This window comes from Providencia sp. PROV141, assembly GCF_028481645.1.
Lineage (GTDB): Bacteria > Pseudomonadota > Gammaproteobacteria > Enterobacterales > Enterobacteriaceae > Providencia > Providencia rettgeri.
On the sequence record NZ_JAMPPR010000036.1, the window covers coordinates 46097 to 59725 of the forward strand.

Genomic DNA, 13629 nt, shown 5'->3' on the forward strand with positions numbered 1-13629 from the left:
TATTGTTCTATCACTGCAACAATGAAACCTATTTTTGCCACTACTGCCAAATGATTTGCTCCTTTATTATTCAGTCATCAAAACAATTTTAGGAGCAAAACCATGAAAAAAATTATTGGTATCTATCAATCTCCTCGCAGCCATTGGGTCGGAGACGGCTTTCCTGTCCGTTCAATGTTTAGCTATAACGATCATGGGAAATACCTCAACCCATTCCTTTTGCTCGACAGAGCGGGGCCTTTTGATTTCCCAAGCTCAAATTCAGCAAACAGGGGTGTTGGCGAGCATCCACACCGTGGGTTTGAAACCGTTACGATAGTGTATGATGGCGAAGTGGCTCACCATGATTCTACGGGTGAAGGCGGTGTGATAGGCCCTGGCGATGTTCAATGGATGACGGCGGCATCGGGTATTTTGCATCAAGAGTATCAGTCTGACGCCTTCATGAAACAAGGTGGCACTCTTGATATGGTACAACTGTGGGTTAATTTGCCAGCAAAAGATAAATCAGCGGCCCCCGGCTACCAGCTGTTAGAAAGCCATAGTATGCCAAAAGTCGCATTACCCAATGATGCAGGTACACTGCGAGTGATCGCGGGTGACTATTTAGGTAATAAAGGGGCAGCAAAAACCTTTAGTCCATTAGATGTATGGGATTTGCAACTGAACAAAGGTAAAACGGTAGGTATCCCAACCAAAGCGGGACGCTATGTCGGTTTGGTCATGTTACGTGGTTCAATATTTGTTGATGGTCGCTCCGCTTTAAACGAAGGGGAGCTGATGATCCTCGACGATACAGACAGCAATATTCTGTTAGAAGCCACAGAAGATGCCTTAGTACTGTTGCTCAGTGGTGATCCTATTAACGAGCCGGTTGTTGGTTACGGCCCCTTTGTGATGAATACTATGCAAGAAATCAATGAGGCCGTGAATGATTTCAACAGTGGGAAATTTGGCCGCATTCCTGAAACACAGTAAATAAGAAATATTTCCCTGATAGCCTAATGTGCTATCGGGGAAATTTATTTCACTGACGGCGAAATATTATCAGCTAAATGATTTAATAATAATTGGATTGATGGCAACAGCCCTTTGCGTGATGGATACACCGCATGAATGATATCTTCAGGAAACTGCCATTTCGGTAATACCTCTATCAATTTCCCTGATTCAATATCTTTTTCTACCACACCATAAGGCAACCTCGCGATCCCAACCCCTTTGCGTGCCGCATGGTATAGCGTTAAGACATCTGTTGTCGCTAACTTAGGGGTAAAATGCTGCGTAAAGCTAAGATCGTGACTATTTTTGAGGGTCAACGTGTAATTTTGTGAATGCTCTGTATTCGCTAACATCGGGTAATCCACCAGCTTTTCGGGTTCTGTGAGTTCACCGTGCTCTGCGAATAACTGCGGGCTAGCCACTAAGATACGCCGTGAATATCCAAGTACTTTCATCATTAAGCCAGAATCATCTAATGGCAATGAGCGCACGCGAATAGCTAAATCCAACCCTTCACTAATCACATCTACAGGGCGGTTAACTGCTAAAATTTGAACATCTATATCAGGGTGCTTTATCATAAAATCTACAAGTAATTCATTGAGATAGACTTGTAATAGTGCGACTGGACACGATAGCTTGATCGTTCCTTTAGGGTGTGACTGAACGGAACAAATCAATTCATGAGCAACTTCAGCTTCATCAACCACATTTTTACACTGCTGATAAAAGACTTGCCCCACTTCCGTGACATGAAACTGGCGAGTAGAACGGTAAATCAATGAAACATTAAGGTTTTTCTCTAAGTCTGCAATACGTCGACTCAATTTAGATTTAGGGATCCCTAGAGCTAAACCCGCTTGTGAAAAACCACCATATTCCACAACTTTCACAAAATAGTAGAGATCATTTAAATCATATTGCATCTCACCCCCCTCAATATTCCTAATCGCAATATCGCCATCTTACTAAAAACCCCAAAAAAGCGCTTTAAAAATGAATACCGCCAATAAGGCCTGCAAACAAAACAAATAGTCTGGCAAGCAAAACAACTAATTCACGATAACAAAGCGAAATAAATTAAAGTGACCGATTCGCTATGGAGGTTTCGCATGTACCGCGCACTTTGGGAATTACTTCGTCCCTATCGCTTCACACTATTATTTGCACTTATTTTACAAGCCATAGCAGGCCTCTGTTCACTCATTCCATTGATAGCAATTAGCCAAGTTGCCAACGCTTCCGTTCATCAATATTATGAATGGGTTGTTATTGCATCCATCGGTGGTGTGAGCTGGCTAATTTGCCAAACTTTTGCTCTGTATTTAACGCATCAAACTGATAACCATCTCTGCCATCAACTCAGGCTACAACTTCTGGATAAAGTAGAAAAACTCCCTCTAAACCACTTTGCCCAACATGGTCGAGATGGCTTTTTGCAAATAACTGATCGTGATGTCCGTTGGCTACATCAATTAACCGCTCATGCCCCCGCAGATATCACAAAATTAATTATCGTCCCAATAACAGCAACTCTCATTCTATTATGGCAAAATGCACTACTCACCATTTTTTGCTTGATGCCATTAATCACCTCAGTTTTTTTATTTAAACAAATGCGTTCTATACGTTATCAGGCGCTATATACCTCACGTAACCAGACAATGAGCGCCTTGTATGAACAATATGCTGAACTTGCAGATAACCCGCTACAGGCAAGGCAATATCCCAATCAATCCATTCAAAAAAAAGCATCACAAGCGTTATACCAATTTGAAATCGCCTTTAAGCGATGGATAAGTAAAATAGGCGCCTTGAGCTCACTGACCCAAGTCGGTATCAGCAGCACATTGCTGTCATTATGGGTTATTTTTGGGGCTTCATTACTATCTGAGCCCGTACCTCTCGCTCAAGTCATTTTATTCATTCTATTAATTAGCAGTATTGCTGCCCCCGTTGCTGCAATGGGGCATGGTGCAGACGCCTTGAACCTTGCTGTTAGCGCATCAGAACGTATTCGCCAACTTATAGCCGAACCGGATATGCATTACGGAGAAAAGGAAATTACGCCATCCCAAGGTGAGCTCAAACTTGCCCAAGTTGACGTTAGAATAGGTGATAACCCAATATTATCGAGTATTAATATCACCATAGCACCCAACGAATTTATTGCTATTGTCGGAACGTCTGGAGCGGGAAAAAGCACCTTAATACAACTTATGGCGCGCTTTTTAGACCCAACAGAGGGAAATGTCCTCTTTAACTCAGTTCCATTACCACTGCTATCATTAACTAGTTTGAACCGTACGGTTTCCATCGTCATGCAAAGCACCCCGCCTCTGCCTTGTTCTGTGCGTGAAAATCTACAACTATTTGCCCCAAACGCCACTGAAGATGATATGTACCGTTACCTTGGTGAACTCAACTTATTATCACTGGTAAAACAACAACCTAAAGGGCTAGATGCCGTGATAGAGCAAGATATGGTGTTGTCCGGTGGAGAAGCTCAACGCCTCGCGATTGCACGAGCGTTGCTATCACCAGCGCCTTTATTGCTGCTTGATGAACCAACATCCGCACTTGACCCACAAAATGCACAGCGGGTGCTTAATTTATTGCACAGCGAGCCGCGAACTTGTGTATTCGTCACCCATGACTTAAACGGCTTGAATCTAGCAGACCGCATCTTATTGTTAGGTAACGGAAAATTAATCGCACAAGGCTCGCATCAACAACTTTCAATACATTCAGAACCCTATCAGCAACTTTTACGTGCATTGGAGGAGAACTGTGCTTAAACGCTTATTGTACACCGTACGTAATGCTATATTTTGGATGACGCTAAGCGCTATTTTAGAAGGAATTAGCGGGTTATTTTTATTTGTCGTTATTTTAGATTGGCACCTTGATACCTCTATGCCATTAATACTATTCACTCTTTCTAGCTTAACGACACTCGCCGTAACATTTATAGCCACCCAGAAAGGCTATTTTGCAGGGGGATTGGTGATGCGCTATCTTGCTACGGCACTTATTCGCCATCTGCCCCTTTCATTGCAACCCATTTCAAACAGCAACCAATTAATTTCAGGACCTGTATCACAGGTTATGTCTGTCCCCGCACATTTGCTCCATCCTATTATCAGTGGGTTAGTCACGCCCTGTACTATCGTGATTGGCGTGTTAGTCTATCAAGGTGCATTTGGCGCTATTTTACTGTTTATACTCCTTTTGTTATTAATCTCTTTACGCTTATCCGCCAGAAAAATTGCCTTTTTTGAACGAGCAACTCATGAATCAGAACAACAAGCAATGAGTGCACTCAACCAATATGCGCTCCACCAGCCATTGATTCGTCGCTCAAATACCCATTATGAGCAGCTGCATCCCAAATTTGCCTTAGCATCCCAGTATCAAACTCAGAGACAGCTACAACGAAGAAGTTTGCCATTTCACTTATTATTTTCATTGATGGTACAAACCGCGTTTATTACGCTCTTTGGGTTCGGTATTTATTTAGTTGATCATGCAAAGATACCATTAAATATGTGGCTAGCAGGGTTAGTTTTATTAGCGCGCTTAATTGAACCTATGTGGTTACTTTCTCATTTAGACCAATCAATTAGGCAAATGAAAAAAGCAATTCAACGAATCGAAAAAGCCTTGCAGGCTCCGGTGTTAACATTTCCTTATCGTTCATCAACACCCACTATCGATAGCGTTAGCTGTGAACAGTTATCATTTTACAGTGATAATAAAAAATGCATTTTACAAAATATAGGTCTTAGCTTTAAGGAACATACGCTTACCGCCATTGTAGGGCCATCCGGAGCAGGAAAAAGTACATTATTAAGCTTACTCGCTCGCTTACAAGACCCAACACATGGCAGTGTGAACTACGGTAATAAAAATATTAAAAACCTATCACAAGAAATATTGTGTGCTCGCCGGGGAGTCTTACTTCAAGATAGCCGTTTATTTTGCGGTAGCGTACGCCAAAATTTGGCACTTGATAATGATAATATTGATGACCGGGCAATCAGTGCATTGCTGACTCAACTTAATTTCACTGTCAATCATACGTTCTTAGAAAAAGAGATAGGTGCCGGTGGTATGTTACTTTCTGGAGGACAAAGACAACGGCTGTGTATTGCAAGGCTGATTCTACAGCATCCTAATATCATTTTAATGGATGAACCAACAGCAAGCCTTGATAATATCAATACTGCCTCCGTGATTGACCTTATTACTCAAGCCAAACAACAAACACGTATCATCGTCACCCACCAGCCTAATCTAGCCCGACAAGCGGATGAAATTGTGTATATGGAGAAAGGAAAAATTATCGCTCAGGGAACACATCTCGAATTAATGGCGAATATCCCGTGGTACCAACAGTTTATACAACAAACGCCTAAGACATAGGCATTTTCAGTATCGCACGTTATATTGCTAGCAAGCGCTTATGGCTGAAGACTCTCTCTGCTATAAGCGCACAATGGCTTTTCACCTGTGATTAACGCTTACCAAACAACCGGTGCTTAAACTCTTCGATGCGGTGGTTATCTAAACGGTTCTGCATGGTTAAGCTCCAACTTGCGGATAACCCTGCGGCACTTAACAGGCGCTGGTATAGTTCCTCATCATAAGGGGCATGAAATGCAATCATAATGGCTTCTTGTACTGAAATATCACTATTGCGGCTCAATAGCGCTAATGGCGCATTTTCACTAACATTGCCTGTTTTAATGACACGGTACAACCAACCACAACGCCCATTGTCTTGCATTATTTGTGCAAAATTTTCAATTCCCGTTAACCCATTGAGCTTATAACAAGGGGAACGGGGTTGAGTGACCTGAATACGCGCATCACCCCATGCAAAAATATCCCCAATAAATACGTTTTCTTCAGTCATACCCAACGTTGATATATTTTCCCCAAATGCAGAGGCAACAAATAAATCGGCTAAATCAGGATATGCATTGACCCAGAAATCATAATGGTCACGAGGATAATGACAAAGTGCTCTATCAGGCCCACCATGGTGGCGTTTTTCAGCTTGTTCATCACCATCAAGCCCCAATTGCCCTAATACCAGTAACCCGTCGGCAGCTTGCTTATGGATAGCGCTGTGCCCACAAGACTGGGTTGCTTGGACTTTACCGATAAAGACTTGGGGATAATATGACATGAACAGTGCTCTCCACTTAGCAAAGTAATAGAACTTCCATCATAAAGAATGCCAGTAGAGATAACAATCAGATGGGCTACAAAATAAAAAAGCGCAGCATTAACGCTGCGCTTATGGCAAATAAATTATCTTATAAAATTATTTAGCTTTTGCTGCAAAACGTGCCGCTGCTTCATCCCAGTTCACAACTGACCAGAATGCTTTAATATAATCAGGGCGGCGGTTTTGGAATTTCAGGTAATAAGCGTGTTCCCACACGTCTAAACCGATAATTGGGTAACCAGATACGCCTGAAATAGCCTCACCCATTAATGGGCTGTCTTGGTTAGCAGTTGAAACGACAGCTAATTTACCGTCATCTTTCAGAACCAGCCATGCCCAGCCAGAACCGAAACGTGTTGCAGCTGCTTTTTCAAACAGTTCTTTAAATGCATCAACGCTACCGAAATCACGCTCAATCGCAGCTTTCAGTTCGCCTTTTAATTCAGTACCTAATTTCAAACCTTTCCAGAACAGACTATGGTTTGAGTGGCCACCTGCGTTGTTACGAACAAACGTACGTTGATCAGCTGGGATTTGGTCCAATTTTTGAATCAAAACATCGATATCTAAACCCGCTAATTCAGGCAGTTTTTCTAACGCTGTATTGGTGTTAGTCACATAGGTTTGATGGTGCTTAGTATGGTGGATTTCCATGGTTTGCTTGTCAAAGTGTGGTTCCAGCGCATCATAAGCATAAGGTAAAGCAGGTAACGTATAACTCATATTATTGTCTCCAGTGACGTAAATACCGCTATGTTTCTCATTTTTACCACAAGGCTCATAGGGTAAACACTTGCGTAACTTCGCACCTTGTGAATTACTATCTATTATAGTTATTTTACTGTTAATGAAAATCATTATCAAACCCATAGTAAATGTATGGATATTTATATTCGCTATGAGAACTCCTTTATTCAGTAACTAATACCAATAACCCCATCGTTTATTTTTCTTTAAATCTACCTTTTATTATATTTTTAGCTTTATATTTCAATTTGATATTTAGCATCAAATGATAATACTGCAAATCTCATTACAATTAATACGTGATCTTCCGCGCAAAAGAAAAACAAATTTAAAAATCGTGCTTTAGTTAACCATTTTTTGACATAGTATTAACATCTGCAAGGAGATAATAATATGACTCAAATAACTAAACATCCCGTTCCTGCTGAAATTGCAAAAAATGCCCTGATAAACGAACAACAGTATAACGATGAGTACCAACGCTCGATTCAAGACCCTGAAGGATTTTGGGGCGAAAAAGGAAAAATCGTTGATTGGATTAAACCTTATACACGTGTCAAGAACACCTCTTTTGACCCCGGCCATATTGATATCCGCTGGTTTGAAGATGGTACATTAAATTTAAGTGCGAACTGTTTGGACCGCCATCTGGCTGAAAAAGGCGACCAAACTGCGATTATTTGGGAAGGCGATGACCCCTCATCGTCAAAAAATGTCACTTACCGCGAACTGCACCATGATGTTTGTCAGTTTGCTAATGTTTTGAAACAACAAGGTATTCGTAAAGGCGATGTTGTTGCCATTTACATGCCGATGGTTGTCGAAGCTGCTGTCGCGATGCTGGCTTGTGCTCGTATTGGCGCGATACATACAGTCATTTTTGCTGGTTTCTCCCCTGAGGCGGTCTCTGGTCGCGTTATTGACTGCAAAGCGAAGCTAATCATCACTGCAGATGAAGGCTTACGAGCGGGTCGTGCAATTCCATTAAAGAAAAATGTGGATGACGCACTCGCTAACCCGCAAGTCACTACGGTTTCTAATGTGATTGTTTACCAACGCACAGGCAACGCACCGAGCTGGGTAGAAGGCCGTGATCTCTGGTGGCATGACGTCATCAAAGGGGTCAGTGCAGATTGCCCTCCAGAAGAAATTAACGCAGAAGACCCGCTATTCATCTTATATACCTCTGGTTCGACAGGTAAGCCGAAAGGCGTTCTGCATACCACTGGCGGTTATTTAGTCTATGCCACACTGACATTTAAATACACCTTCGACTACCATCCAGGTGAAGTTTATTGGTGTACTGCAGATGTAGGCTGGGTTACAGGCCATAGCTATTTGTTATATGGGCCATTATCCAATGGTGCTAAAACATTAATGTTCGAAGGGGTACCTAATTATCCAGCAGTTAACCGAATGAGCCAAGTGGTTGATAAACACCAAGTCAATATCCTTTATACTGCTCCAACTGCTATCCGTGCATTAATGGCCGAAGGAGATAAAGCCATTGAAGGTACAGATCGCAGCTCATTACGAATTCTCGGTTCAGTGGGGGAACCCATTAACCCTGAAGCTTGGGAGTGGTTCTACAAAAAAATTGGTAATAGCCGCTGCCCAGTAGTTGATACATGGTGGCAAACCGAAACAGGTGGTTTTATGATCACACCACTTCCAGGGGCAACCATGTTAAAGCCAGGGTCTGCAACATTGCCATTCTTTGGTGTTCGCCCTGCATTAGTCGATAACCTTGGTGAACCTATCGAAGGCGCCACAGAAGGTAACTTAGTGATTGTTGATTCATGGCCGGGCCAAGCCCGAACCTTATTTGGCGATCACGAACGCTTCGAGCAAACCTATTTCTCAACCTTTAAAGGCATGTACTTTAGTGGTGATGGTGCTCGTCGTGATGAAGATGGTTATTACTGGATCACAGGCCGTGTTGACGATGTACTGAATATTTCGGGCCACCGTTTAGGTACCGCAGAAATAGAATCAGCACTCGTTGCACATCCGAAAGTGGCTGAAGCTGCCGTGGTCGGTATTCCTCATAATATTAAAGGCCAAGCAATCTATGCTTATGTCACATTAATATCTGGGGTTGAGCCATCACCAGAGCTATACACCGAAGTTCGCAACTGGGTTCGTAAGGAAATTGGCCCTATTGCCACCCCGGATGTACTTCACTGGACGGATTCACTACCCAAAACCCGTTCCGGTAAAATCATGCGTCGCATCCTACGAAAAATTGCATCAGGAGACACCAGTAATTTCGGAGATACCTCCACTCTGGCCGACCCTGGTGTTGTCGAAAAACTACTCGAAGAAAAACAGTCTATGAGTATGTCATAACGCCAAAAGGCCAACTCATAGAGGCGGCCTTACATACATCCCAACAAGATGGTTTACTCTAAGTAATTCGAGGTGCAGCTAGGCGACAAGCGAACGAATCACGAGGGGCATACATAAGTATGTAACTCGTGTGAGTGAGTGTAGTCAACAAAGCTGCAATTTGAAGTATAACGAGTATAACAGAGGAGAACTCTGATGAATGCTACTGCTTACGAAAAGGTAGAGGATAACCCTCGCTTTAAAGAACTGGTTAGAAAACGTAGTCGCTTTTCATGGTTGTTATCAATAATAACGCTCGTGCTGTATGTTGGTTTTATTTTTCTTATCGCTTTTGACCCAAGCTGGCTTGGAACACCAATATCCGAAGGTTCATATATCACAAGAGGAATCCCTGTTGGTGTAGGGCTGATCGTCATTTCATTTGTACTAACGGGGCTTTACGTTATCCGAGCTAACGGTGAATACGACCGTTTAACGGCAGAAATTTTAAAAGAGGTAGAAAAATGAAAATATTGCTCTCACTCATTCTCTTTTTTACCTCCTCAATGGCGTTTTCCGATGCATTGACAGGGGATGTTGAACGCCAGCCTGTGAATATTCAGGCGATTGTGATGTTCTTACTGTTTGTCGGCTTTACCTTATATATAACTTACTGGGCGTCAAAAAGAACGCGTTCTCGCTCTGATTACTATACTGCAGGCGGGAAAATTACCGGTTTCCAAAACGGGATGGCTATCGCTGGCGACTTTATGTCTGCAGCCTCCTTTTTAGGGATCTCCGCCCTAGTTTATACTTCTGGCTACGATGGCCTGATTTACTCGATTGGCTTCTTAATTGGCTGGCCGATCATTCTATTCTTAATTGCCGAGCGCTTACGTAATTTAGGTCGTTATACCTTCGCTGATGTCGCTTCTTATCGATTAAAACAAAGACCAATTCGTATTCTATCTGCGGTTGGCTCTCTGGTTGTTGTTGCACTGTATCTTATTGCTCAAATGGTTGGTGCGGGTAAATTAATTGAATTGTTATTTGGTCTCAATTACCACGTCGCGGTTGTTATTGTGGGTATATTGATGGTGCTATATGTCCTATTTGGTGGAATGTTAGCCACTACTTGGGTTCAAATTATTAAAGCCATCTTGTTATTAGCTGGTGCAACATTCATGGCTGTTATGGTTATGAAGCATGTTGGCTTTAACTTTAATACCTTATTTAAAGAAGCCGTAGAAGTTCATAAAAATGGTATTGCTATCATGAGTCCTGGAGGGCTGGTTTCCGACCCGATATCCGCCTTATCCCTTGGCTTAGCATTAATGTTTGGTACAGCAGGCCTTCCTCACATTATTATGCGATTCTTCACCGTTAGTGACGCTAAGGAAGCACGTAAAAGTGTGTTCTATGCCACTGGATTTATCGGTTACTTTTACATCTTAACCTTTATTATTGGTTTTGGTGCTATCGTTCTTGTAAGTTCCAATCCTGCATTTAAAGATGCTGCTGGGGCATTAATTGGTGGCACCAATATGGCCGCAGTACATCTTGCTGATGCAGTTGGTGGTAATTTCTTCTTAGGCTTTATTTCTGCAGTTGCATTCGCCACCATCCTTGCTGTTGTTGCTGGTTTAACCTTAGCAGGTGCCTCCGCGGTTTCTCATGACCTATATGCGATGGCAATGAAAAATGGTAAAGCTGATGAAAAAGATGAATTACGCGTATCTAAAATTACCGTTGTTATCTTAGGTTTTGTTGCCATCGGGTTGGGCATTCTGTTTGAAAAACAAAACATTGCCTTCATGGTCGGTTTAGCTTTCTCAATTGCAGCAAGTTGTAATTTCCCAATCATTCTACTCTCAATGTACTGGCGCAAACTGACCACTCGTGGAGCATTGGCAGGGGGTTGGTTCGGTTTAATTACCGCCGTTGTCTTAATGATTTTAGGGCCAACTATCTGGGTTAGTATTCTTCATCATGAAAAACCAATCTATCCTTATGAATATCCAGCAATCTTTTCCATGGCCGTGGCATTTATTGCTTCATGGTTATTCTCTATAACAGATAATTCAGAACAAGGGAAAATGGAAAGGGAGCGCTTTAAAGAACAATTTATTCGTTCACAGATTGGGCTTGGTATTGAACAAGGAAAATCGCATTAACGTCGATCGCTCATAATTGTATAGAATAAAAAACGGCTATTTATGCCGTTTTTTTTATTCTATATAACGTAAATAATTAAATAACAATGAATAACAATTATATATCAAATAGTTAAGAGGGATAGAAAACCCTATTGGTATCAAATGCGGACTAAATATCACATCAGATACGTTGCTGAAATTAATAAAGAAATTACATCCTAGTCAAGAGAAAGGAAAAATAGTTCTCATCATTAGAATGGGTGCAGGGGTTATTAAACAAAAGCTTCCAACTCTCATGAAATCAATTCAGTCCAGTAGAGAGCCTGTCATTTTGATGATTGACCCTATGCATGGTAATACTAAAAATGCCAAAGAAGGATATAAAACACGCTATTTTACGGATATTACTGATGAAATGATTCAGTTCATTCATATATTAAAGGAAGCAGGAGTACATCCAGGAGGTGTCTACTTAGAAATGACAGGACTAGATGTTACTGAGTGCACTGGGGGTATTCCTGAGATCAGCGAAGAAGATATTAGTTATAAGTATCAGTCATTATGTAACCCTAGACTCAACAGAATGCAATCTCTCGAAGTTGCATACCTTCTAGGTAAAAACTGGAATTAGTTATTTTTATTAATCTAGCCCTCAATGTGGGGCTAGCCTTTGCAATAGATAAAAAAATCCCCCAACTAACTAAAAGTAGCCGAGGGATATGCAAACATTTATTAGATTATTAGTGTGTGCTAATTTGCATAGTGTAGTCTTTCTCTACTAGCCCAATCTTCAACAAGTGAATAAGTACTTGATGGGTTTGCCTTTCTCTCTTCTTGAAGGCTCTTAAACTCTGCTTTATTTTTTGGCGTATAACACATCAATAATTGGTCTAATACAATATGCTTCTCAGCAAATTTAGAATCCATTTTTAGACGCTTATACAATGTGTATGTGATGATAGCACTAACCGCCAACATGGAGATCACAGCGACAAAGCTGTAATCTATTCCAAAATAAATTCTTGCTGTATTTAATAGTAAAAATGGTACAAAAAACATCACAAGTATAGAAAGAATAATTGCACCATCTTGCCCATTGTTAAATTCGTTTTCTTTCTGCTTATTTACAGAAAGAATTTGATCAAAAATCTTATGATTAGCGCTTTTTGCCTTTTTCATGTTACCCACCTTTGATACACAAATCATATTTACATGAAATACAGTCAGTTAATAATTACAGCTTATGTTATTAACGACACCTTGGACTGTGCTCTTTCCATTGAAAATTCTATTTATAAACAAATTTTATATCTAATGTAATATCTTAAGTTGATTTACTCATTATAAGTACAATAAAATAAAACATCAATTTAACAATTTTTATATATAGAAATAACCATTCGAATGAATTTTAGACGAAATTTTAAAATAGTGATAAACTACTTTTTTATCAGAAAAAATGGCTTGCAACACCTTATCTATTGATATTATTAATATTTAAATGATAAACACATACTGTTTGTACAGCCAAATTAACACCATAAAAACCATAAAATAGAAAAAACCCAAACAAGCAAAGTAGAGTAAATCGATGAACTAATCTTACTAATTCATTATTTATTTTAATAGATTATAATTTATCTATCGGTAGGGCGTATAAATGAATTCATTTATACCTATTTAAGAGATGATGGTTCAAGCTAACCTTCACTGCTTAATTTTCTTTTTTAAGTGAACTGTTACTTATTTCTCAAGCCATTCCATTCATCGCAGTATTAGATAAACCACCAACTCACTATATCCATGGGTTTTACTAAAACTCCACTCCCCACCAAGCAACTTGTGAGCTCTTACTTACTACTTTGTATCCCTCATTAGCATTCACTCTCTAAATGCATTGAAGATGCAATTTAATTTTTCCCAACTACAACTACACTTCTTACTTCTCCATCGCTTTATATCTAAGTTCTTTATCACCCCACACTCTTTTGCTAATTAAATAGAGGTGAGTTGTTACTTACTACTTTACATCCCTCAATCGCATTCCGCCCCTGAATGCTATGGGTGTAGCTCCTTGATTTAATTCTCCCCTCTTAACTCCCCAGCCCTCTTTGCAGCCCAAATAGAAGTGAGTTGTTACTCACTACTTTGCCTCAAGTC

General features: G+C 40.7%; 11 protein-coding genes. 7 read left to right on the forward strand and 4 right to left on the reverse strand.

The window, feature by feature from the left end:
• The first annotated feature begins 102 nt into the window (after positions 1 to 102).
• Entirely contained in the window at positions 103 to 978 is an 876-nt protein-coding gene (locus PSF09_RS19700) for a pirin family protein (RefSeq protein WP_272666506.1), read from the forward strand.
• 44 nt (positions 979 to 1022) lie between these two features.
• Here PSF09_RS19700 and PSF09_RS19705 read toward each other — a convergent pair whose 3' ends face one another.
• Positions 1023 to 1928, reverse strand: coding sequence for a LysR substrate-binding domain-containing protein (locus tag PSF09_RS19705; RefSeq protein ID WP_272684381.1), 906 nt, complete (start codon positions 1926 to 1928; stop codon positions 1023 to 1025).
• 186 nt (positions 1929 to 2114) lie between these two features.
• On the opposite strand from PSF09_RS19705, the gene PSF09_RS19710 reads away from it, so the two are divergent.
• On the forward strand, positions 2115 to 3800 hold the full coding sequence (locus PSF09_RS19710) for an ABC transporter ATP-binding protein (RefSeq protein ID WP_272684382.1): 1686 nt from the start codon (positions 2115 to 2117) through the stop codon (positions 3798 to 3800).
• The gene (locus tag PSF09_RS19715) at positions 3793 to 5427 is read left to right on the forward strand and encodes an ATP-binding cassette domain-containing protein (RefSeq protein ID WP_272684383.1); all 1635 of its coding nucleotides are present in this window, start codon (positions 3793 to 3795) and stop codon (positions 5425 to 5427) included. The genes PSF09_RS19710 and PSF09_RS19715 overlap by 8 nt, the downstream gene beginning before the upstream one ends.
• A 91-nt stretch (positions 5428 to 5518) precedes the next feature.
• Here the strand turns inward: PSF09_RS19715 and yiiM are convergent, their stop codons facing one another.
• The gene (gene yiiM / locus PSF09_RS19720; RefSeq protein ID WP_272666503.1) at positions 5519 to 6196 is read right to left on the reverse strand and encodes a 6-hydroxyaminopurine reductase; all 678 of its coding nucleotides are present in this window, start codon (positions 6194 to 6196) and stop codon (positions 5519 to 5521) included.
• Between the two features lie 138 nt (positions 6197 to 6334).
• The gene (gene sodA / locus PSF09_RS19725) at positions 6335 to 6961 is read right to left on the reverse strand and encodes a superoxide dismutase [Mn] (protein ID WP_004906628.1); all 627 of its coding nucleotides are present in this window, start codon (positions 6959 to 6961) and stop codon (positions 6335 to 6337) included.
• Positions 6962 to 7378: 417 nt separating this feature from the next.
• Between sodA and acs the strand changes: the two genes are divergently transcribed.
• The 4 genes from acs (at position 7379) to PSF09_RS19745 (ending at position 12100) form a co-directional block, all read left to right on the forward strand.
• A complete protein-coding gene (gene acs / locus PSF09_RS19730; protein WP_210836417.1) occupies positions 7379 to 9334 on the forward strand; it encodes an acetate--CoA ligase in 1956 nt (651 codons plus the stop codon).
• Between the two features lie 195 nt (positions 9335 to 9529).
• Complete coding sequence (locus PSF09_RS19735) at positions 9530 to 9841, forward strand: DUF485 domain-containing protein (protein WP_004906633.1); 312 nt, start codon at positions 9530 to 9532, stop codon at positions 9839 to 9841.
• Entirely contained in the window at positions 9838 to 11487 is a 1650-nt protein-coding gene (actP, locus tag PSF09_RS19740; protein ID WP_272666502.1) for a cation/acetate symporter ActP, read from the forward strand. The genes PSF09_RS19735 and actP overlap by 4 nt, the downstream gene beginning before the upstream one ends.
• Before the next feature lie 121 nt (positions 11488 to 11608).
• On the forward strand, positions 11609 to 12100 hold the full coding sequence (locus PSF09_RS19745) for a 3-deoxy-7-phosphoheptulonate synthase (RefSeq protein ID WP_272684384.1): 492 nt from the start codon (positions 11609 to 11611) through the stop codon (positions 12098 to 12100).
• Positions 12101 to 12219: 119 nt separating this feature from the next.
• Here the strand turns inward: PSF09_RS19745 and PSF09_RS19750 are convergent, their stop codons facing one another.
• Positions 12220 to 12648 (reverse strand): hypothetical protein, encoded by a 429-nt coding sequence (locus tag PSF09_RS19750; protein ID WP_210836413.1) that lies wholly within the window; start codon positions 12646 to 12648, stop codon positions 12220 to 12222.
• Between the last annotated feature and the right edge of the window lie 981 nt (positions 12649 to 13629).

Excerpts from the sequence above, each read along its gene's own strand:
- PSF09_RS19750 (WP_210836413.1), bottom strand. The coding sequence starts at position 12,648 with ATGAAAAAGGCAAAAAGCGCTAATCATAAGATTTTTGATCAAATTCTT.
- yiiM (WP_272666503.1), bottom strand. The coding sequence starts at position 6,196 with ATGTCATATTATCCCCAAGTCTTTATCGGTAAAGTCCAAGCAACCCAG.
- sodA (WP_004906628.1), bottom strand. The coding sequence starts at position 6,961 with ATGAGTTATACGTTACCTGCTTTACCTTATGCTTATGATGCGCTGGAA.
- PSF09_RS19700 (WP_272666506.1), top strand. The coding sequence starts at position 103 with ATGAAAAAAATTATTGGTATCTATCAATCTCCTCGCAGCCATTGGGTC.
- PSF09_RS19705 (WP_272684381.1), bottom strand. The coding sequence starts at position 1,928 with ATGCAATATGATTTAAATGATCTCTACTATTTTGTGAAAGTTGTGGAA.
- actP (WP_272666502.1), top strand. The coding sequence starts at position 9,838 with ATGAAAATATTGCTCTCACTCATTCTCTTTTTTACCTCCTCAATGGCG.
- PSF09_RS19710 (WP_272684382.1), top strand. The coding sequence starts at position 2,115 with ATGTACCGCGCACTTTGGGAATTACTTCGTCCCTATCGCTTCACACTA.
- acs (WP_210836417.1), top strand. The coding sequence starts at position 7,379 with ATGACTCAAATAACTAAACATCCCGTTCCTGCTGAAATTGCAAAAAAT.
- PSF09_RS19735 (WP_004906633.1), top strand. The coding sequence starts at position 9,530 with ATGAATGCTACTGCTTACGAAAAGGTAGAGGATAACCCTCGCTTTAAA.